The sequence below is a fragment of the Streptococcus parapneumoniae genome (genome assembly GCF_037076355.1).
Taxonomy (GTDB): Bacteria; Bacillota; Bacilli; order Lactobacillales; family Streptococcaceae; genus Streptococcus; species Streptococcus parapneumoniae.
In genome coordinates this window covers 1,170,647-1,188,442 of the sequence record NZ_AP026968.1, presented here as the reverse complement: position 1 = coordinate 1,188,442, position 17,796 = coordinate 1,170,647, and the positions used below count along the sequence as shown (strand labels likewise).

The window sequence follows — 17,796 nt, the reverse complement described above, 5'->3', positions numbered from 1 at the left end:
AATGGTCTGTAATCTCAATATGACCAATCTCGTACAGATTGACGGAGGTCACCTGATTAAACAAGGGGACTTGGCTTCTACCTTTGGTTTTGCCCTCTTAGACGAGGACTACCAAGTGATTTCCTCTCTGGAAGGGGAGGAGGCGCTGATCAGTCTGACCAAGGAGGGCTACCAGTGGAAGAAGCAGGTAGCTGTTACCAGTCAAGGTGTGAGTTTTCATCTGGACGCTATCTTGCCGATTGGGAGCTATCGCTTGGAAATCACGGCTGGAGGCTATGTTTTCCCCAGTGATAAATCTGTCCATATCCAGATAGTTGCCTCAGATAAGGAATTGGTCACAGAAGAAGTCCATGCTTTAAAGGAGCTGGACATCGCAAAAGAAGTCGAAAAACAGCTTGCAGGTAGAACTGTAGGCGAGAGCCCAGTAGGTCAGGAATTGCCAGACCTACTCTTTTATTACAATTTAGGAAAGGTGTAACACAAAATGGATACTACAAAATTAACAGCATTTGCACAAGCAGTAGGAGCAGATATCAAGGAAGTGAAGCAAAGCGTCAGCACTAAAGTGGAGACTTCAGCAATGAATCAAGCTATCTCACAGGCAGTTACTCAAGCTAAATCCGAGGTTAAGGCTGAAATCTTGGGTGAAGGAACGCCTGAGAACCTTGATACCTTGAAAGAAATCGCGGAAAAAATCACGAGCATGGGACAAGATGAAAATAGCGCACTTCTTGGCAAAGTAACTGAAGTCAGCGGACGTGTAGACCAGATTGCCGATCTTGATTTGGTAGCGACTTATAACGCAGCGAAAGCGTGAAGTCTATGAATAACCTTGAAAATCTAGCAAGAGCAATCGGCGAGGATGTCAAGGCGATCAAAGAAGACTCAGAGCTAAAGGATAGGGAGGTTAAGAAAAGACTGGACACCCTTGAGAGTAGACCGAGAGTCAATCCAGAAACCCTTGTTACAAAAGCGGAGCTGGAAGAGAAAGGCTACTTGACCTCCCACCAAGACTTGTCTACTTACGCTCAAAAATGGGAGTTATACAATGATATCCCCATCAAGGCTAGGATTTCCGCCTTGGAAAATCGTCCATCATTTGACAATCTGACCTTCAGCCAGAGAGAAAGCTTAAAAGGGGAAAATGGGCATAGTTTGAATGCCAGCGTTCGTATTGAGGGGTCTTATAAGAATGGCTCTACTAGCCAATTGAATCTGTTTGCGGATGTATTCTACGATGGCGAAGCAGTCACGAGTGGCTATACTCTTGATTATTACTACCGTGGTTTTGGGAATAATAGCTGGGGTGTTTTGAGAAATCAAACGCCTGATGCAAATGGTAAATTTGGTCAGTGGAACGCTACTCAGCGCTCTGGTGGCTGGTTTGAAGTCCGTATTGAAGTGAATTACAGAGGTTTAAAAGCCTCTGCTTTCACTCATTTGGATAATATCAACGATGGCGAACGAGGCGCTGCAGGAGAACGTGGTCCGCAGGGTGTCCAAGGCGAAAGAGGGCAACAAGGACTGCAGGGCATTCAAGGGCCTAGAGGAGCAGATGGTGCGCCTGGCCAAAACATCATCAACCAAAACGGTGGGCAAGCCTTGAAATATTGGGTTGGTACAAAGGCTCAATATGAAGCTATCAGAACGAAAGACCCCAATACTATCTATGATGTGTATGAACCAAAATAGAAAGGAAAAAACACATGACACAATTTAACGAACTCATCATTGCCTTTGCGACAGGCTTTTTAGCGGTAGTCGCAGGCAGCATGGTAAAAACAGTAAAAGATTATCTTTTGCGAAAAGGCGGAGAAAAAGCGGTTATTATCGCTGAAATCCTAGCCAAGAACGCAGTTCATGCCGTGGAGCAGGTGGCTGCTGAAACTGGCTACAAGGGCGATGAAAAACTGGCACAGGCTCGTGCTAAAATTCGTGCAGAGCTAACCAAATACAACATCAGCATGACGGACAAAGACTTGGACACCTTTGTGGAGTCAGCCGTCAAGCAGATGAATGACGCATGGAAAGGACAAGAGTAATGGATATCGATACAAGCAGACTACGTACAGGCTTGCCACAAGTCGGAGTGCAACCTTATAGACAAGTCCACGCCCACTCAACAGGCAACCGCAACTCAACAGCTCAGAATGAGGTGGACTACCACTATAGAAAGAACCCTGAACTTGGGTTCTTCTCTCATGTGGTTGGGAATGGCCGTGTCATGCAAGTAGGCCCTGTAAACAACGGCTCTTGGGATGTTGGGGGCGGTTGGAATGCGGAAAGCTATGCAGCAGTTGAATTGATTGAAAGCCATTCAACTACAGAAGAGTTCATGGCTGACTACCGTCTGTATATCGAACTCTTACGCAATCTAGCAGATGAAGCAGGCTTGCCTAAAACGCTTGATACAGACGACTTGGCAGGTATCAAAACGCATGAATACTGCACCAATAACCAACCCGACAACCATTCAGACCACATTGACCCTTATCCATATCTAGCCAAATGGGGCATTAGCCGCGAACAGTTCAAGCAGGATATTGAAAACGGCTTGAGCGTTGAAGCGGGCTGGAAGAAAAACGATACTGGCTACTGGTACGTTAAAGAAGACGGCTCTTATCCAAAAGATAAGTTTGAGAAAATCAACGGCACTTGGTACTACTTTGACGGCTCAGGCTACATGCTTGCAGACCGCTGGAAGAAGCACACAGACAGCAACTGGTACTGGTTTGACCAGTCAGGTGAAATGGCTACAGGCTGGAAGAAAATCGCTGAGAAGTGGTATTATTTCGACGTAGAGGGTGCTATGAAGACAGGATGGGTCAAGTACAAGGAGACTTGGTATTATCTTGACGGTAAAGAAGGTGCCATGGTATCAAATGCCTTCGTCCAGTCCGCAGACGGAACAGGCTGGTACTACATCAACGCAGACGGAACAATGGCAGACAAGCCAGAATTCACAGTAGAGCCAGAAGGCTTGATTACAGTTAAATAAATAGAAAGGAAACTTTCTAAATTGTTCTTTCACCGCAGGCTCAGGCTTGCGGTTTTTTATTTTGCAAAAAGACGCATTTTGAACGATTAGAAACCAAAATAGAAGTCCTATTGTCCAAAAAAGCGTTTACATGAAGAATAGAGAGGTGTTTTATTAAAAATAAAAACAGTGAAATGAGTCACTGATCCTTTTGTAAACTATTAGAAGTAAATTGAAACCTTCTCAACTATACGGGCAAAGATGATTGTAAAAATGAATACGAAGATGAATACGATTAAAAAAAATGATAGCAATTAACGAAAATGATTTTAATGAAAAATAAGTAAAAACTCAACTATTGAAAAGCCATGACAACTATTTGTAAACGTTTTTCACTTATGGTATAATAAGCATTGTATTTATTGTATATGAATCTGGAGAAAAAATCAAAGATATTTTTGACGGATAATATGAGAACAAGGGAGAATATATGACCTTAGAATGGGAAGAATTTCTAGATCCTTACATTCAAGCTGTTGGTGAGTTAAAGATTAAACTACGTGGTATTCGTAAGCAATATCGTAAGCAAAATAAGCATTCTCCGATTGAGTTTGTGACCGGTCGAGTCAAGCCAATTGAAAGTATCAAGGAAAAAATGGCTCGTCGTGGCATTACTTATGCGACCTTGGAACACGATTTGCAGGATATTGCTGGCTTACGTGTGATGGTTCAGTTTGTAGATGACGTCCGAGAAGTGGTGGAGATTTTGCGTAAGCGTCAGGATATGCGAATCATACAGGAGCGAGATTACATTACTCATCGAAAAGCATCAGGCTACCGTTCCTATCATGTGGTAGTAGAATATATGGTTGACACCATCAATGGAGCCAAGACTATTTTGGCAGAAATTCAAATTCGTACTTTGGCCATGAATTTCTGGGCAACGATAGAACATTCTCTCAACTACAAGTACCAAGGGGATTTCCCAGAGGAGATTAAGAAGCGACTGGAAATTACTGCTAGAATCGCCCATCAGTTGGATGAAGAAATGGGTAAAATTCGAGATGATATCCAAGAAGCCCAGGCACTTTTTGATCCCTTGAGTAGAAAATTAAATGACGGTGTAGGAAACAGTGACGATACAGATGAAGAATACAGGTAAACGAATTGACTTGATAGCCAATAGAAAACCGCAGAGTCAAAGGGTTTTGTATGAATTGCGAGATCGTTTGAAGAGAAATCAGTTTATACTCAATGACAGCAGTCCGGACATTGTCATTTCCATTGGTGGAGATGGCATGCTCTTGTCGGCTTTTCATAAGTACGAAGACCAACTTGATAAGGTACGCTTTATCGGTCTTCATACAGGACACCTGGGCTTTTATACCGATTATCGTGATTTTGAGTTGGATAAGTTAATGACCAATTTGCAGCTGGATACCGGAGCAAGGGTTTCTTATCCGGTTTTGAATGTGAAGGTTTTTCTTGGAAATGGAGAGGTCAAGATTTTTCGTGCCCTCAACGAAGCCAGCATTCGCAGATCCGATCGAACCATGGTGGCAGATATTGTCATCAATGGTGTTCCCTTTGAGCGTTTTCGTGGAGACGGGCTAACAGTTTCGACACCGACTGGTAGTACTGCCTATAACAAGTCTCTTGGCGGTGCTGTTTTACACCCTACCATTGAAGCTCTGCAGTTGACAGAAATTGCCAGCCTCAATAATCGTGTCTATCGAACGCTGGGCTCTTCCATTATTGTGCCTAAGAAGGATAAGATTGAACTCATTCCAACAAGAAATGATTACCACACCATTTCGATTGACAATAGTGTCTATTCTTTTCGTAGTATCGAGCGAATCGAGTATCAAATTGATCATCATAAGATTCACTTTGTCGCGACTCCTAGCCATACCAGCTTCTGGAACCGCGTTAAGGATGCCTTTATCGGCGAGGTGGATGAATGAGGTTTGAATTTATCGCAGATGAACATGTCAAGGTTAAGACCTTTTTGAAAAAGCACGAGGTTTCTAAGGGGCTGCTGGCCAAGATTAAGTTTCGAGGTGGGGCTATTCTGGTCAATGACCAACCGCAAAATGCAACATATCTATTGGATATTGGGGACCGCGTTACTATTGATATTCCCGCTGAGGAAGGCTTTGAAACTCTGGAAGCTATCGAGCGCTCACTGGATATTCTCTATGAGGATGACCACTTTCTAGTCTTGAATAAACCCTATGGAGTGGCGTCTATTCCTAGTGTCAACCACTCCAATACCATTGCCAATTTTATCAAGGGTTACTATGTCAAGCAAAATTATGAAAATCAGCAGGTTCACATTGTAACCAGGCTTGATAGAGATACTTCTGGCTTGATGCTCTTTGCCAAGCACGGCTATGCCCATGCACGATTAGACAAGCAGTTGCAGAAGAAGTCCATTGAAAAACGCTACTTTGCTCTGGTTAAAGGAGATGGATATTTAGAGCCTGAAGGAGAAATTATTGCTCCGATTGCGCGTGATGAAGACTCTATTATCACTAGAAGAGTAGCTAAAGGTGGGAAGTACGCCCATACTTCCTACAAGATTGTCGCTTCTTATGGAAATATCCACTTGGTCGACATTCGCCTGCATACTGGACGTACCCACCAAATCCGAGTCCATTTTTCTCATATTGGTTTCCCTTTGTTGGGCGATGATTTGTACGGAGGTAGTCTGGACGACGGCATTCAACGTCAGGCCCTGCATTGCCATTACCTATCCTTTTATCATCCATTTTTAGAGCAAGACTTGCAGGTATCAAGTCTCTTGCCGGATGATTTCAGTAACCTTATTAAACAGTTATCAACTAATACTCAATAAAATATATTAGAGTATAATTTATTATTTTAAAGGAGAAAACTCATGGAAGTTTTTGAAAGTCTAAGAGCCAACCTAGTTGGTAAAAATGTCCGCATCGTTCTACCTGAAGGAAAAGAACCTCGTATTCTTCAAGCTACGAAACGCTTGGTAAAAGAAACAGATGTTATTCCAGTCTTGCTTGGTAAACCAGAAAAAATTAAAATTTACCTTGAAATTGAAGGGATTCACGAGGGTTATGAAGTCATCGATCCTGACCACTACGCTAAGTTTGACGAAATGGTTGCTGCGCTCGTTGAACGTCGAAACGGTAAGATATCAGAAGAAGAAGCTACTAGACTCTTACGTGAAGACGTTAACTACTTTGGTGTAATGCTAGTATATATGGGCTTGGTTGACGGTATGGTTTCAGGTGCACTTCACTCAACTGCTGCAACAGTTCGTCCAGCCCTTCAAATCATTAAAACTCGTCCTAATGTTACTCGTACTTCAGGTGCCTTCCTAATGACTCGTGGTTCAGAACGTTACCTATTTGGTGACTGTGCTATCAATATCAATCCTGATGCAGATGCCTTGGCTGAAATTGCGATTAATTCAGCAATCACTGCGAAAATGTTTGGTATAGAACCAAAAATTGCTATGTTGAGCTATTCAAGTAAAGGTTCTGGTTTTGGTGATAACGTTGATAAGGTAGTAGCAGCTACACAACGTGCGCACGAACTACGCCCAGATCTTGAAATAGATGGGGAATTGCAATTTGACGCTGCCTTCCACCCTGAAACGGCAGCTTTAAAAGCTCCAGGAAGTAAAGTTGCTGGACAAGCAACTGTATTTATTTTCCCAAGTATCGAAGCTGGAAATATCGGTTACAAGATTGCAGAACGTCTCGGTGGTTTCTCAGCTGTGGGACCTGTTTTACAAGGTTTGAATAAGCCAGTTAATGACCTTTCACGTGGATGTAGTGCAGAAGATGTTTACAATTTGACTCTTATCACAGCAGCTCAAGCTGTTCATCAATAAGATTTAGTCCTCTTTCCCTTGGGAAGAGGCTTTTTATACTCAATAAAAATCAAAGAGCAAACTAGAAAGATAGGCGCAGGCAGTACTTGAGTACGACAAGCCGACGCTGATATGGTTTGAATTTGATTTTTGAAGAGTATTAAATGAGTATGAAAAGAGAATTTTTTCATTAGAAAACGCATAATATTGAGTGTTTTTGACACCTGCTATTATGCGTTTTTTATAATTTTTGCACCTTTCTTAGCCTTTGTTATCGACAAGTATTGTTCTAGGTCCTTGTTTTTAGAATGGCAATTTCCCAGCGAAAGCACCCAGTTTTTTCTTGGTAGTTTCATCGATTTGTTCAAGAGCAGAGTTGATGGCTTGAACGGTCATATCAGAAAGAGTTTCAAGGTCCTCTGGGTCAACGACAGCTGGATTAAAGTCAATGCTGACAACTTTCTTATCTCCAGTTAAGGTCGCTTGGACAAGGTCTTGAGCAGATTTGCCAACAAATTGCATAGCTGCAAGTTCAGCTTGACTTTGTTCCATTTGTTTTTGAAGTTTTTGTGCTTGGCGCATCATGTTTTGCATGTTCATCATAAGATTTCTAAAGTTCCTTTCATCTCAAGGGGATAATCCTTGTTGTTAACAAGTGCCTGATTTTCTATCCTAATTGTTCTTAGTAGCATAGCCATCAAGCCCAAGTATTGATTTTATTATATCATTTTTTTAAGACATAGTCTTTTATTGGTAAGAGTTATTTATGTCAAGGAGTAATTAGAAATAAATTAAAATAATGATTTTTGCTAAGAGGGGCTCTATTCTAGTTTCATGGAAATGATTTTACTAAAGGTTCGTATGCTTTGTTTACCAATATGTTACCTCTATCTATTTTTGGAAAAATAGTTGTTTATTATTTTTATGCTAATAGTAAAATCTAAATGGTAGCCTACGATTTTTTAGAAAGAAAATGGTACAATATTCTAAGAGAAAATACAATGGGAGGGAAAATGAGGTTATTACCTATAAGAAAAATATCACGTCAGTCTAAAAGGTTAGCACTTTTTTTGACGTTTTGTGCTGGATATGTGGATGCTTACACTTTTATTGTTCGTGGGAATACCCTTGTAGCTGGACAAACTGGAAATGTTGTCTTTCTTTCGGTAGAGCTAATACAGAATAATGTTTCGGATGTTAGGGATAAGCTTTTAACCTTAATAGCGTTTATGCTGGGAGTTTTTTTACTAACCATTTATAAGGAAAAATTGAGAATTGTAAAAAAGCCAATTCTGTCACTGATTCCTTTGGCAATCCTATCAATCATTATTGGTTTTGTTCCGCAGACTGTAGATAATATCTATCTAGTGCCGCCCTTGGCCTTCTGTATGGGACTGGTGACAACTGCTTTTGGAGAAGTATCGGGTATTGCCTACAATAACGCTTTTATGACAGGGAATATCAAACGAACCATGCTAGCTTTTGGGGATTATTTCCGAACCAAGCACACACCTTTTTTGCGTGAAGGGTTCATATTTGTTAGCCTGCTTAGTAGTTTTGTCCTTGGTGTTGTCTTTTCAGCTTATTTGACGATTTTCTATCATGAAAAGACCATTCTTGGTGTTCCTATTATGATGAGCATTTTTTATCTCAGTATGCTTTTTGCCTCGTGGCGGAAAAAAGTAAAAGAAAAAGCTTCATTTTAGGTGTTATTACTTGTAAGAAAATAGGAGATATGCTATACTTAGAGAGTTGACTATGCACGTTCCTGTGCAACCGCACGAACATCGTTGCTTGATTATTCAAGTTTAAGTGGTTCGTCCCACGATGCTAGGCGAGTCTTCACAAAAAATCGGGGAAACCCATAAAAATCATAGGAGGTGCATAATGAGCACATACGCAATTATCAAAACTGGCGGAAAACAAGTTAAAGTTGAAGTTGGTCAAGCAGTTTACGTTGAAAAATTGAACGTTGAAGCTGGTCAAGAAGTTACTTTTAACGAAGTTGTTCTTGTTGGTGGTGAAAACACTGTTGTCGGAACTCCACTTGTTGCTGGAGCTACTGTAGTTGGAACTGTTGAAAAACAAGGAAAACAAAAGAAAGTTGTTACTTACAAGTACAAACCTAAAAAAGGTAGCCACCGTAAACAAGGTCACCGTCAACCATATACAAAAGTTGTCATCAACGCAATTAACGCTTAATTTTAAGGAGAACACATGATACAGGCAGTCTTTGAGAGAGCCGAAGATGGCGAGCTGAGGAGTGCGGAAATTACTGGACACGCCGAGAGTGGCGAATACGGCTTAGATGTCGTGTGTGCATCGGTTTCTACGCTTGCCATTAACTTTATCAATTCCATTGAGAAATTTGCAGGCTATGAACCAATCCTAGAATTAAACGAAGATGAAGGTGGCTATCTGATGGTTGAGATTCCAAAAGACCTGCCTTCACACCAGAGAGAAATGACCCAGTTATTCTTTGAATCATTTTTCTTAGGTATGGCAAACTTATCGGAGAACTCTTCTGAGTTCGTCCAAACCAGAGTTATCACAGAAAACTAACACGGAGGAAAACATTATGTTAAAAATGACTCTTAACAACTTGCAACTTTTCGCCCACAAAAAAGGTGGAGGTTCTACATCAAACGGACGTGATTCACAAGCAAAACGTCTTGGAGCTAAAGCAGCTGACGGACAAACTGTAACAGGTGGATCAATCCTTTACCGTCAACGTGGTACACATATCTACCCAGGTGTAAACGTTGGACGTGGTGGAGACGATACTTTGTTCGCTAAAGTTGAGGGCGTAGTACGCTTTGAACGTAAAGGACGCGATAAAAAACAAGTTTCTGTTTACCCAATCGCTAAATAAAAAGGTTCAGTGAACCTTTTTATCCTGAGCCTTGAAATGTAAAGGCGAGGAAGCTAGAAATAGCATTAAATAAGGCTTTCCGAGTTTTCGGAGAGCCTATTTTTTTGTTTTGATACCCATACTTTTTAATATGTATAGTGGATTGAATCTGGAATAGAACACTGTTAAAAATTGATTTGAGTTTCCTACTCGATTTCTTCAGATTTTATTTCAATTGACTATAAGAACTGGTATCTGGTTTCAAATATTGGCTTGTCGTCCCTTCACTTGTCTGAATGGCTTGATTCGTTCCTTCTGATGAGGGAAAAGATATTCTTTAGCTGAAACTGTCTGAGAATCCAAGCTAACAGATGGAGAGAAAAATAGCGCCAGTCTGAAGCATACTAGATGAGAGTTGTTGGAAAGCAGTCATCTAGTTTTTCTTTACTGCTTTGGCTTTTTTCTTTGTCATCAGGGAAAGTGACTTGCTTCAAATCAGGGAGTTTAGGAAACTCTTCAAACATCTTGCCCAAGTTGTCTTGTTTTGTAAATTTTACAGCCATAGGTGTACCTCGATTCTAAATTCTACCTTTTCGGCACCAATTAGTAATTTAAAGTTCTCAGGAGTTAGTTGCATTGCTTTTTCATACATAAGCATAGTATGACACTTTATGGTTACTGAACAAGTCTAATCACTCCTTTCAAACTTTTGAAGATGGCCTACAAGTTTTTGAGAAGAATATTGCAAAGTTCATAGTTAAGCAACGATAGAGTGAAGAGCTTTTTGAAAACAGGTACACTTCAGGTTAAAAAAACGACATTTCAGATTTTCTGTTCCAGAAATAGCTATCGCTATGATATAATTAGTTTATGATTATTACTATTCCTATAAAAAACCAAAAAGATATTGGCACACCATCTGATTCAGTCGTTGTTCTTGGCTATTTTGATGGCATACATAAGGGGCATCAAGAATTATTTCGTGTTGCCAATAAGGCTGCGAGAAAGGATTTATTGCCTATCGTGGTTATGACCTTTAATGAATCACCAAAGATTGCTTTAGAGCCTTATCATCCAGATTTGTTTTTACATATTTTAAATCCTGCTGAACGTGAAAGAAAATTAAAGCGTGAAGGTGTAGAGGAATTATATCTCCTTGATTTTAGTAGTCAATTCGCTAGTCTCACGGCAGAAGAATTTTTTGCAACTTATATCAAGGCTATGAATGCCAAAATTATTGTTGCAGGTTTTGATTATACATTTGGTTCTGACAAAAAAACAGCAGAAGATTTAAAGGATTACTTTGATGGAGAAGTTATCATTGTTCCACCTGTAGAAGATGAGAAAGGAAAGATTAGTTCAACTCGTATCCGTCAAGCTATTTTAGATGGAAATGTGAAAGAAGCAGGAGAACTTTTGGGGGCACCGCTTCCATCCAGAGGTATGGTGGTTCATGGTAATGCTCGTGGTCGTACGATTGGTTATCCAACAGCTAATTTAGTGCTTTTAGACCGTACTTATATGCCAGCAGATGGCGTTTATGTCGTTGATGTTGAGATTCAAAGACAGAAGTATCGTGCTATGGCTAGTGTCGGGAAAAATGTGACCTTTGATGGAGAAGAAGCACGTTTTGAAGTCAATATTTTTGATTTTAATCAAGATATTTATGGGGAAACCGTCATGGTTTATTGGCTTGATTGCATTCGAGATATGACTAAATTTGACTCAGTTGACCAATTAGTAGATCAGTTAAAGGCTGATGAAGAAGTAGCTCGGAATTGGTCATAAGAGTTTGAGTAATTAAAAAAGAGGTTGTTTGTAACCCAAAAGATAGATGAATAAGTCTAACTTTTGAGGTCACGACATTACCTCTTTTTATTCTTTTTCAAAGGTAAATCCTTCTCCAAGGATTTCATGGGCTTCTGTAATGGTTATAAAGGCTTGAGGATCGATTCGATGAATCATTTCCTTCATTTTCACAATCTCATTTCTACCGACAATACAGTAGATAATCTTCAAATCTTTTTGACTATAGTAGCCTTGACCTGAGATGAAAGTAACACCTCTTCCTAGGTCATCATTGATCGCCTTAGCAAGTTGGTCAGGACGTTTTGTGATAATCATAAAGCCTTTACCTGCGTAGCCACCTTCGCCAATCAAATCAATGACACGAGAAACGATAAAATCAAATAAGAGCGTGTAGGAAACCAATCTCAAATCCTTGAAGATAAGGAGAATGAGCATGAGAATACAAAAATCTAAGATAAAGAGCAGTTTCCCCATGGATATATGGGTGTATTTATTGAGAATACGAGCTAGAATATCAGTACCACCAGTTGTACCTCCAGCATTAAAGATAATTCCAAGACCGATTCCCAATAGAATTCCCGCTATAAGGGCAGTGATTAGTAAATCACCTTGAAGATCAATATGAAGGGGAATACGTTCAAAAAAGGCCAACCAGGCGGATAAGGCTAAGGTTCCTAGTAAACTAGAGTAGAGGGATTTTGCTCCAAATATTTTCCAAGCTAGGATGAAAAGGGGAATGTTAATCAGCAAGTTCATGAGCGAAACAGGGATTTTAAAAAGATAAAAGGTGATAAGGGTAATGCCTGTCGCCCCTCCTTCAAAGAGATGATGAGGAACTACAAAATAAGTTAGACCAAAAGCATAAATAGCAGCTCCTAATAAAATGGTTAAAATGGGGTAAATTTTTTTAATCATAGGACACCTCTTTTCTTATAAGTAGATTATATCAAATTTTTAAGGAAAATTTGAGTGACTCCATTAGGATTTTTAATCTTTTTTTGATATAATTAGAAGTAAGAAAACCAATCTGAATCCTAAAATAGAAAGATTGATACTATGACAAAAATTAAGATTGTAACCGATTCATCTGTTACTATTGAACCAGAACTAGTAAAGCAATTAGATATTACAATTGTTCCATTATCTGTAATGATTGATAATGTTGTTTATTCTGATGCTGATTTGAAAGAAGAAGGTAAATTTCTTCAGTTGATGCAAGAAGCTAAGAATCTTCCGAAAACAAGTCAACCGCCTGTAGGTGTCTTTGCTGAAGTGTTTGAAGACCTATGCAAGGATGGTAGCCAGATTCTTGCTATTCATATGTCCCATGCTCTTTCAGGGACTGTAGAAGCAGCACGCCAGGGTGCTAGTTTATCTACTGCAGATGTGACTGTTGTTGATAGTTCCTTCACTGACCAAGCCTTGAAATTCCAAGTTGTCGAAGCTGCTAAATTAGCACAAGAAGGCAAAGATATGGAGACAATTTTATCTCATGTAGAAGAGGTTAAAAACAACACAGAACTTTATATTGGCGTTTCAACTTTGGAAAATCTTGTCAAAGGTGGACGAATTGGCCGTGTAACTGGATTGTTGAGCTCCCTTCTCAATATCCGTGTTGTCATGCAAATGAAAGACCATGAATTGCAGCCAATGGTTAAAGGTCGTGGAGCTAAAACTTTTAAAAAATGGTTAGATGAGTTGATAACATCGCTTTCTGAACGTTCTGTAGCAGAGATTGGAATTTCATATTCTGGTAGTGATGATTGGGCAAAAGAGATGAAAGAAAGCTTACAAGCTTATGTTGAAAAGCCAATTTCTGTTTTGGAAACGGGTTCCATTATTCAAACGCACACAGGTGAGAATGCTTGGGCTATTTTGGTACGTTACCACTCCTAAAAAAATAAAGAAAATGGGAAGAAATAGCGTTTTTAACTTGACCTAAAAGGGATTTTAGGATATGATTATATTTGTTAATTAGAAATTATTTGGAGGAATCGTTAACATGGCAAACAAACAAGATTTGATCGCTAAAGTAGCAGAAGCTACAGAATTGACTAAGAAAGACTCAGCAGCAGCAGTTGAAGCTGTATTTGCAGCGGTAGCTGACTATCTTGCAGCTGGTGAAAAAGTTCAATTGATCGGTTTTGGTAACTTTGAAGTTCGTGAGCGTGCAGAACGTAAAGGTCGCAACCCACAAACTGGTAAAGAAATGACAATTGCAGCTTCTAAAGTTCCAGCATTCAAAGCTGGTAAAGCTCTTAAAGACGCTGTTAAATAATTGGCGTTCAAAAAGCCTGTCATATCAAGCACTTGAGCTTGTGTGACAGGCTTTTCTTTTGCTTTTGGGGCATTTTTGGGGCATAGACTAATACTTTTCCATGACATCTGCTACCGTTGATTTCATTTGTTTTGTGATGTGAGTATATATTTGAGTGGTTGTTTTTGCATCGGAGTGCCCCACACGATCCATAATAGCTTTAAGAGGTACATTGTTTTCAGCAAGTCGACTTACCAGCGTGTGACGGAATATGTGGCTAGTAAGGTTTTTCTGGATTGGTGTTTCAAGTCTTTCATTAGCTTTCTTTAGAGCTAGATTAAAAGAGTTTGTTTGCAAAGGAACTCCATTTTTTGTGGTGAAAATGAAGCCCATATCTTTATAGCGAGGATTGGTATTCTTCTCCAGTTCATTCATGAACTCCATCTCTTCTAATATCTCTTTTTCACGGGTGGTCATGACGGTTTCACGATAGGATGCTAGTGTTTTTGGTGAAGTTTTTTCACCTTTTTGATATCCATTCGTGTGGTCGTAGGTTCCGTGAAGCTGCAGGGTGTTAGATTCATAATCAACATTATGAGGCTCTATCCCCACAGCTTCTCCAATACGACAACCATTCAGGCTCATGAATTCAGAGAGTAGTCCGATTCGATAGGTGCTTGGCCTACGATACAACTCTTTAAGCAGTAGTTTGATTTCATCTTCTTCAAGATATTTCTGTCCTACCTTTTTCCAATCTTCTAATGTCTTTTGAACTCTTGGAAGCTTAGCTCTCCTAGCTGGATTATCCTTAATAATGCCAAGGTCTATTGCATAATCAAAAGCAAGATTTAGCATGGACTTATTTCGCTCTTTTTTATTCCTTGAGCAATCGAGTTTATCTAGGTATGATTGAACATATTTTGGATCAATTTTAGAAACTTTGATACCAATTCCGAAGTCATCTTTTATCTCTTTGATATTTCCGCTTAATGAAGCGATAGAAGAACGTTTAATCTCTTGTTTATAGAATGACCACCACTGGTCGAAAAGTTCCGTAAAAAGCATTTCTGAGCTTTCTAGTTCACTCAGAATATTTGCTATCTTTATTTCAAGTTGTTTCTGAGCTTCTTTTCTGATGCGAGGAGTATCTTTTTCCATGAGAACTGAAACTCTAGACCATTTTTCGGTGTAAGGATTTTTATATCTCTCAAAAAAATTTACTTTTCCGCTTTTATGTTGTTCTACCCACATTGATTTTCACCTCATTTCTTGATAAAATAGGTATAGTAAAGCAGGCTTTTTAATGCCGTTTACTATACAGGATATCCTCACACTCAAAGATGGCCGTCGGAGAGCGTGGGGATTTTTAGTTTTTAAAAAGGGAAGTAACAGTTAAGTTACTTCCCCTGGAGCGCAAAGGCTCAAAGTCTAAAATTATGAGGGCTTGCCTCTAAGTAACTTAATTATATCATGAAAATAAATTTATTCCAATCCAATGCCGACTTTAGCAGTCAATAAGTAAGCACCATTTTCTTGTTTGCTAAATGTCAAAGTAATACTTCGGAGTTTTGTCCCTGCTGAAGAATATGAAATTGTTCTGCTTTCATGATCATTAACAGTAGTAGTGTTTATGCTATTTGGTTCTCCATGAACGCTAACAATATCATCGTAGTTAGTTCCACCAGCTCCATAATTCGTGATGTCACCCATCTGAAGAGCATCAAACTGTTCTTTTGTCCAGTTAAATTTAGCATCCTCTTCTTTTTGTGATGATTCGATAGAAGAACTTACTGAGCTGACAGTTTCTTCAACGTTTTTAGCAACGTTATTCAAAGCACGGGCATACATCAATTGCGTAGCGATAACAATAACCATTGATACGACTGCTAAGACTGTACCAATGATAGCCAACATTTTTGGCCTTTTTCTGTTGATAGCTAGACCTATCAAGCCTAATATAAGCGCTAAGATAGCAATAACAAAAGATAGATTGTTAATAATAGGCATCCAAGACCCAAATAGAGCGATTGCTCCGAAAATAATAGCCAAAATACCTAAAACTTTGCGTTCTTCATTCATAATGAAACCTCTCTCAGCTTTTAATGTGGATCAGTTATTGCACATTTTTTTATTTCCGTTTTACGTAACTATTTCCAAAATAGGAATAGATGTTAAATAAAAAATTAAAAGCCCAACTCATAAGAGCAGGGCTAGAATTGTCCTCTTGGGACAGTATCATCTATTTTGTCGTCAAGCGACTTTATGATTTAATTCTAACCCTAATTTTAAAAAAAGTCAATTTTTTATTTAATATAAATCTAGTCCAAGAACTTCTTTTATCTTGTCTAATAGTTTTTTATGGTCGTTTGTATCTAGCTTGTAAGCTGGTCTATAAACTTTATCATATAACTCTTTTCCTGCTGCATCTAGCATTACTTGTCCATCGCTATCAGTCTTTTTCTTTGTTTTATAGACGATTTTCCGTTTGTCGATTTCTTGGATTTTTCGGACATAAGCATAAGCTTTTGGCTTGGAAGGAGTGTTTTGATATTTACTATTTTCAATCGTGATACCACCACGATATTTCTTTCCTGATTTTTTACCAGTTAAAGGTGCTACTAGGAGTGTCCCATCGGCTTTGTCAGGAGTTGTTAAGATGATAGCGTAGTGTTTTCCGTAAAATTCATTCCCACCTTTTTGTGGGAAGTTGATTAGATAAACTTCGCCTTGTTGAAATTTCATATAATGCTCCAGATAATAAAATAAGGTGTACCTCTTAGAAGTACACCAGACAGTTTTGTCCTTGACGAACAAGGCTTTATAAATAAATATCGTATCCTTGACGAACAAGGCTTTTGACATTATTAGTGTACTTCTTTTTTTAATTTTTGTCAAGTAGTTGTTTCCAAAATGGAAACAGTTGATTTTTACTATTATTCGTTGTAAAATAGTGATGAAAGGTGGTGCGATAATATGTTTTCTTTTTTTACTCACATCAATCAAAAGCGTCAAAAGATGGAGCAATCTAAAAAAGAAATGGAATTGCGCCACAGGGAGTTTGCTGATAGAGTCCGCATGGATATTAAAACAGGCGAGGAAGAACTCGATTTAAAAAGAGAGTGTTTTAATCAACGCTACGGACATCTATTTAGTCCTCGAAATAAATAGCAATAGGTCTTACTAGGTGATCAGCCTTATCTATCATCCCAAAAGAACCGAGTATAATATTTAAAATAGTTGTTGGAGCGTATTTTAACATCAAGTTACTATCTTCCATATGTGAGAAGTCGCTAGGTACTTGTTCGTCAAAAGTTGATGAGCAGATACCTAGCATTTTTATTTTTCTCTTTCCGAGTTGCATAAAACTCAGTTGAACACTTTGAACTCTAAGAAATTCAAGAGGAAGTATACTGAATGTATTGCTGATTTTGATTAGATTTGTTTCAGGTAATAATTTTTTTAGGTATACCGACATATGTTTGATCATTTCAAAAACGTCCCAACCGTTTGTCGATAGTGCTTGTTGAATTTCTTTAGCTCTAGGTAGATATTTGTCTCTCCCTTTAATTTTTCCATATTCAGATTTCAGCGATTTGAATTCGTCATAACCAGGGAGCAGGAAACTTATTTCTTCTAAATCACTTGTTTCGGCTAATTGTTCAAAATTAAACGCCGTCAACTCTCCAGATACAGAAATTAAGTCACCATCTTGGTAATCGCTGTGTTTTATAAGATTTTTCGCCTCAAGACCAGTGATAAGCAAATCTAATGAATAATCATCAAGAGCAGTTTCTACTAGATTTTTATTTGACTTAGAAAATACAAAATTGTAACTATCAACATTAGTATTAGAGTAGCTTCCTGCCGCTTTTAATAGAGCAGAGAGACCAACGTCACTGGATGTGGTTGTTTGCTCTGTGCTTCCTTCAGTTCTAGAGTCGCTTTCTCCATCCTCGTTCACTAACTTAGTTATGAGACCTGAGTTTTGCTGAGCTAACAATGAATTGACTAGTTTTGTATCTAAATAAATAATTTCTTTCATTATTTTC

Annotated in this window: 24 protein-coding genes, 1 pseudogene and 1 other annotated feature; of the genes and pseudogenes, 17 read left to right on the top strand and 8 right to left on the bottom strand. The window is 38.9% G+C overall.

Annotated elements, in window-relative coordinates; genetic code table 11:
* Nucleotide 1 precedes the first annotated feature (1 nt).
* The 9 genes from SP4011_RS06145 to pta all read left to right on the top strand — a co-directional run bounded on the left by SP4011_RS06145 (nucleotide 2) and on the right by pta (nucleotide 6,851).
* A complete protein-coding gene (locus tag SP4011_RS06145) occupies nucleotides 2-478 on the top strand; it encodes a hypothetical protein (RefSeq protein WP_338618263.1) in 477 nt (158 codons plus the stop codon).
* A gap of 6 nt (nucleotides 479-484) precedes the next feature.
* On the top strand, nucleotides 485-817 hold the full coding sequence (locus tag SP4011_RS06140; RefSeq protein WP_338618262.1) for a hypothetical protein: 333 nt from the start codon (nucleotides 485-487) through the stop codon (nucleotides 815-817).
* A 5-nt stretch (nucleotides 818-822) separates the two neighbouring features.
* Nucleotides 823-1,692 carry a collagen-like protein gene (locus tag SP4011_RS06135; protein ID WP_338618261.1) on the top strand — a complete coding sequence of 290 codons (870 nt, stop codon included), beginning with the start codon at nucleotides 823-825 and terminating at the stop codon, nucleotides 1,690-1,692.
* A 14-nt stretch (nucleotides 1,693-1,706) separates the two neighbouring features.
* Nucleotides 1,707-2,042 carry a phage holin gene (locus tag SP4011_RS06130; RefSeq protein ID WP_338618260.1) on the top strand — a complete coding sequence of 112 codons (336 nt, stop codon included), beginning with the start codon at nucleotides 1,707-1,709 and terminating at the stop codon, nucleotides 2,040-2,042.
* Nucleotides 2,042-2,998: an N-acetylmuramoyl-L-alanine amidase family protein gene (locus SP4011_RS06125; protein ID WP_338618258.1), complete on the top strand. Its 957-nt coding sequence runs from the start codon at nucleotides 2,042-2,044 to the stop codon at nucleotides 2,996-2,998. Before SP4011_RS06130 ends, SP4011_RS06125 begins: the two co-directional genes overlap by 1 nt.
* A gap of 469 nt (nucleotides 2,999-3,467) precedes the next feature.
* A complete protein-coding gene (locus SP4011_RS06120; protein WP_173212668.1) occupies nucleotides 3,468-4,139 on the top strand; it encodes a GTP pyrophosphokinase in 672 nt (223 codons plus the stop codon).
* Nucleotides 4,123-4,941, top strand: coding sequence for an NAD kinase (locus tag SP4011_RS06115; protein ID WP_338618255.1), 819 nt, complete (start codon nucleotides 4,123-4,125; stop codon nucleotides 4,939-4,941). Before SP4011_RS06120 ends, SP4011_RS06115 begins: the two co-directional genes overlap by 17 nt.
* Nucleotides 4,938-5,834 carry an RluA family pseudouridine synthase gene (locus SP4011_RS06110; protein WP_338618253.1) on the top strand — a complete coding sequence of 299 codons (897 nt, stop codon included), beginning with the start codon at nucleotides 4,938-4,940 and terminating at the stop codon, nucleotides 5,832-5,834. Before SP4011_RS06115 ends, SP4011_RS06110 begins: the two co-directional genes overlap by 4 nt.
* Before the next feature lie 42 nt (nucleotides 5,835-5,876).
* Nucleotides 5,877-6,851, top strand: coding sequence for a phosphate acetyltransferase (gene pta / locus SP4011_RS06105; RefSeq protein WP_173217834.1), 975 nt, complete (start codon nucleotides 5,877-5,879; stop codon nucleotides 6,849-6,851).
* Between the two features lie 282 nt (nucleotides 6,852-7,133).
* Here pta and SP4011_RS06100 read toward each other — a convergent pair whose 3' ends face one another.
* Nucleotides 7,134-7,433 (bottom strand): YbaB/EbfC family nucleoid-associated protein, encoded by a 300-nt coding sequence (locus SP4011_RS06100; RefSeq protein ID WP_000981526.1) that lies wholly within the window; start codon nucleotides 7,431-7,433, stop codon nucleotides 7,134-7,136.
* A gap of 410 nt (nucleotides 7,434-7,843) precedes the next feature.
* Between SP4011_RS06100 and SP4011_RS06095 the strand changes: the two genes are divergently transcribed.
* The 4 genes from SP4011_RS06095 to rpmA all read left to right on the top strand — a co-directional run bounded on the left by SP4011_RS06095 (nucleotide 7,844) and on the right by rpmA (nucleotide 9,702).
* The gene (locus SP4011_RS06095) at nucleotides 7,844-8,536 is read left to right on the top strand and encodes a YoaK family protein (protein ID WP_044012402.1); all 693 of its coding nucleotides are present in this window, start codon (nucleotides 7,844-7,846) and stop codon (nucleotides 8,534-8,536) included.
* A 58-nt stretch (nucleotides 8,537-8,594) separates the two neighbouring features.
* Nucleotides 8,595-8,682, top strand: a sequence feature (ribosomal protein L21 leader region).
* A gap of 35 nt (nucleotides 8,683-8,717) precedes the next feature.
* On the top strand, nucleotides 8,718-9,032 hold the full coding sequence (rplU, locus tag SP4011_RS06090) for a 50S ribosomal protein L21 (RefSeq protein WP_000109141.1): 315 nt from the start codon (nucleotides 8,718-8,720) through the stop codon (nucleotides 9,030-9,032).
* A 15-nt stretch (nucleotides 9,033-9,047) separates the two neighbouring features.
* Nucleotides 9,048-9,392 (top strand): ribosomal-processing cysteine protease Prp, encoded by a 345-nt coding sequence (locus tag SP4011_RS06085; protein WP_000613699.1) that lies wholly within the window; start codon nucleotides 9,048-9,050, stop codon nucleotides 9,390-9,392.
* Between the two features lie 16 nt (nucleotides 9,393-9,408).
* A complete protein-coding gene (gene rpmA, locus SP4011_RS06080; RefSeq protein WP_000916509.1) occupies nucleotides 9,409-9,702 on the top strand; it encodes a 50S ribosomal protein L27 in 294 nt (97 codons plus the stop codon).
* 220 nt (nucleotides 9,703-9,922) lie between these two features.
* On the opposite strand, the pseudogene SP4011_RS06075 reads toward rpmA, so the two are convergent.
* Together SP4011_RS06075 and SP4011_RS06070 are read right to left on the bottom strand one after the other, a co-directional pair.
* Nucleotides 9,923-10,056, bottom strand: a pseudogene (locus SP4011_RS06075) (TIGR03943 family protein); the annotation flags it as partial.
* Between the two features lie 29 nt (nucleotides 10,057-10,085).
* Nucleotides 10,086-10,244 (bottom strand): SPJ_0845 family protein, encoded by a 159-nt coding sequence (locus SP4011_RS06070; protein WP_173282886.1) that lies wholly within the window; start codon nucleotides 10,242-10,244, stop codon nucleotides 10,086-10,088.
* 307 nt (nucleotides 10,245-10,551) lie between these two features.
* Here SP4011_RS06070 and SP4011_RS06065 point away from each other — a divergent pair, with 307 nt between their 5' ends.
* Nucleotides 10,552-11,469 carry a bifunctional riboflavin kinase/FAD synthetase gene (locus SP4011_RS06065; RefSeq protein ID WP_338618229.1) on the top strand — a complete coding sequence of 306 codons (918 nt, stop codon included), beginning with the start codon at nucleotides 10,552-10,554 and terminating at the stop codon, nucleotides 11,467-11,469.
* 87 nt (nucleotides 11,470-11,556) lie between these two features.
* Here the strand turns inward: SP4011_RS06065 and SP4011_RS06060 are convergent, their stop codons facing one another.
* Entirely contained in the window at nucleotides 11,557-12,405 is an 849-nt protein-coding gene (locus SP4011_RS06060; RefSeq protein ID WP_050243034.1) for a YitT family protein, read from the bottom strand.
* A gap of 141 nt (nucleotides 12,406-12,546) precedes the next feature.
* Here SP4011_RS06060 and SP4011_RS06055 point away from each other — a divergent pair, with 141 nt between their 5' ends.
* A complete protein-coding gene (locus SP4011_RS06055) occupies nucleotides 12,547-13,386 on the top strand; it encodes a DegV family protein (protein WP_173282887.1) in 840 nt (279 codons plus the stop codon).
* A gap of 106 nt (nucleotides 13,387-13,492) precedes the next feature.
* Entirely contained in the window at nucleotides 13,493-13,768 is a 276-nt protein-coding gene (locus SP4011_RS06050) for an HU family DNA-binding protein (RefSeq protein WP_001284639.1), read from the top strand.
* 87 nt (nucleotides 13,769-13,855) lie between these two features.
* Here the strand turns inward: SP4011_RS06050 and SP4011_RS06045 are convergent, their stop codons facing one another.
* The 3 genes from SP4011_RS06045 to SP4011_RS06035 all read right to left on the bottom strand — a co-directional run bounded on the left by SP4011_RS06045 (nucleotide 13,856) and on the right by SP4011_RS06035 (nucleotide 16,489).
* Nucleotides 13,856-14,998, bottom strand: a complete 1,143-nt coding sequence (locus SP4011_RS06045; RefSeq protein ID WP_261804702.1) for a tyrosine-type recombinase/integrase — start codon at nucleotides 14,996-14,998, stop codon at nucleotides 13,856-13,858.
* Between the two features lie 231 nt (nucleotides 14,999-15,229).
* Nucleotides 15,230-15,826: a CD20-like domain-containing protein gene (locus SP4011_RS06040; RefSeq protein WP_338618220.1), complete on the bottom strand. Its 597-nt coding sequence runs from the start codon at nucleotides 15,824-15,826 to the stop codon at nucleotides 15,230-15,232.
* A 228-nt stretch (nucleotides 15,827-16,054) separates the two neighbouring features.
* The gene (locus SP4011_RS06035; RefSeq protein ID WP_033676018.1) at nucleotides 16,055-16,489 is read right to left on the bottom strand and encodes a type II toxin-antitoxin system PemK/MazF family toxin; all 435 of its coding nucleotides are present in this window, start codon (nucleotides 16,487-16,489) and stop codon (nucleotides 16,055-16,057) included.
* Between the two features lie 231 nt (nucleotides 16,490-16,720).
* Between SP4011_RS06035 and SP4011_RS06030 the strand changes: the two genes are divergently transcribed.
* Nucleotides 16,721-16,915 (top strand): hypothetical protein, encoded by a 195-nt coding sequence (locus SP4011_RS06030; protein WP_338618219.1) that lies wholly within the window; start codon nucleotides 16,721-16,723, stop codon nucleotides 16,913-16,915.
* Here SP4011_RS06030 and SP4011_RS06025 read toward each other — a convergent pair.
* Nucleotides 16,896-17,789, bottom strand: coding sequence for a DUF6414 family protein (locus tag SP4011_RS06025; RefSeq protein WP_338618217.1), 894 nt, complete (start codon nucleotides 17,787-17,789; stop codon nucleotides 16,896-16,898). The two genes, SP4011_RS06030 and SP4011_RS06025, sit on opposite strands and share 20 nt — an antisense overlap.
* Nucleotides 17,790-17,796: the final 7 nt, after the last annotated feature.

Bases quoted from the DNA above. Each gene is read 5' to 3' on its own strand.
- SP4011_RS06110 (WP_338618253.1), top strand. From the start codon at position 4,938: ATGAGGTTTGAATTTATCGCAGATGAACATGTCAAGGTTAAGACCTTT.
- SP4011_RS06095 (WP_044012402.1), top strand. From the start codon at position 7,844: ATGAGGTTATTACCTATAAGAAAAATATCACGTCAGTCTAAAAGGTTA.
- SP4011_RS06025 (WP_338618217.1), bottom strand. From the start codon at position 17,789: ATGAAAGAAATTATTTATTTAGATACAAAACTAGTCAATTCATTGTTA.
- SP4011_RS06135 (WP_338618261.1), top strand. From the start codon at position 823: ATGAATAACCTTGAAAATCTAGCAAGAGCAATCGGCGAGGATGTCAAG.
- SP4011_RS06065 (WP_338618229.1), top strand. From the start codon at position 10,552: ATGATTATTACTATTCCTATAAAAAACCAAAAAGATATTGGCACACCA.
- SP4011_RS06125 (WP_338618258.1), top strand. From the start codon at position 2,042: ATGGATATCGATACAAGCAGACTACGTACAGGCTTGCCACAAGTCGGA.
- SP4011_RS06030 (WP_338618219.1), top strand. From the start codon at position 16,721: ATGTTTTCTTTTTTTACTCACATCAATCAAAAGCGTCAAAAGATGGAG.
- rplU (WP_000109141.1), top strand. From the start codon at position 8,718: ATGAGCACATACGCAATTATCAAAACTGGCGGAAAACAAGTTAAAGTT.
- SP4011_RS06130 (WP_338618260.1), top strand. From the start codon at position 1,707: ATGACACAATTTAACGAACTCATCATTGCCTTTGCGACAGGCTTTTTA.
- SP4011_RS06140 (WP_338618262.1), top strand. From the start codon at position 485: ATGGATACTACAAAATTAACAGCATTTGCACAAGCAGTAGGAGCAGAT.
- SP4011_RS06085 (WP_000613699.1), top strand. From the start codon at position 9,048: ATGATACAGGCAGTCTTTGAGAGAGCCGAAGATGGCGAGCTGAGGAGT.
- SP4011_RS06100 (WP_000981526.1), bottom strand. From the start codon at position 7,433: ATGATGAACATGCAAAACATGATGCGCCAAGCACAAAAACTTCAAAAA.
- SP4011_RS06050 (WP_001284639.1), top strand. From the start codon at position 13,493: ATGGCAAACAAACAAGATTTGATCGCTAAAGTAGCAGAAGCTACAGAA.
- SP4011_RS06145 (WP_338618263.1), top strand. From the start codon at position 2: ATGGTCTGTAATCTCAATATGACCAATCTCGTACAGATTGACGGAGGT.
- rpmA (WP_000916509.1), top strand. From the start codon at position 9,409: ATGTTAAAAATGACTCTTAACAACTTGCAACTTTTCGCCCACAAAAAA.
- SP4011_RS06060 (WP_050243034.1), bottom strand. From the start codon at position 12,405: ATGATTAAAAAAATTTACCCCATTTTAACCATTTTATTAGGAGCTGCT.
- SP4011_RS06115 (WP_338618255.1), top strand. From the start codon at position 4,123: ATGAAGAATACAGGTAAACGAATTGACTTGATAGCCAATAGAAAACCG.
- SP4011_RS06055 (WP_173282887.1), top strand. From the start codon at position 12,547: ATGACAAAAATTAAGATTGTAACCGATTCATCTGTTACTATTGAACCA.
- pta (WP_173217834.1), top strand. From the start codon at position 5,877: ATGGAAGTTTTTGAAAGTCTAAGAGCCAACCTAGTTGGTAAAAATGTC.
- SP4011_RS06120 (WP_173212668.1), top strand. From the start codon at position 3,468: ATGACCTTAGAATGGGAAGAATTTCTAGATCCTTACATTCAAGCTGTT.
- SP4011_RS06070 (WP_173282886.1), bottom strand. From the start codon at position 10,244: ATGGCTGTAAAATTTACAAAACAAGACAACTTGGGCAAGATGTTTGAA.
- SP4011_RS06045 (WP_261804702.1), bottom strand. From the start codon at position 14,998: ATGTGGGTAGAACAACATAAAAGCGGAAAAGTAAATTTTTTTGAGAGA.
- SP4011_RS06035 (WP_033676018.1), bottom strand. From the start codon at position 16,489: ATGAAATTTCAACAAGGCGAAGTTTATCTAATCAACTTCCCACAAAAA.
- SP4011_RS06040 (WP_338618220.1), bottom strand. From the start codon at position 15,826: ATGAATGAAGAACGCAAAGTTTTAGGTATTTTGGCTATTATTTTCGGA.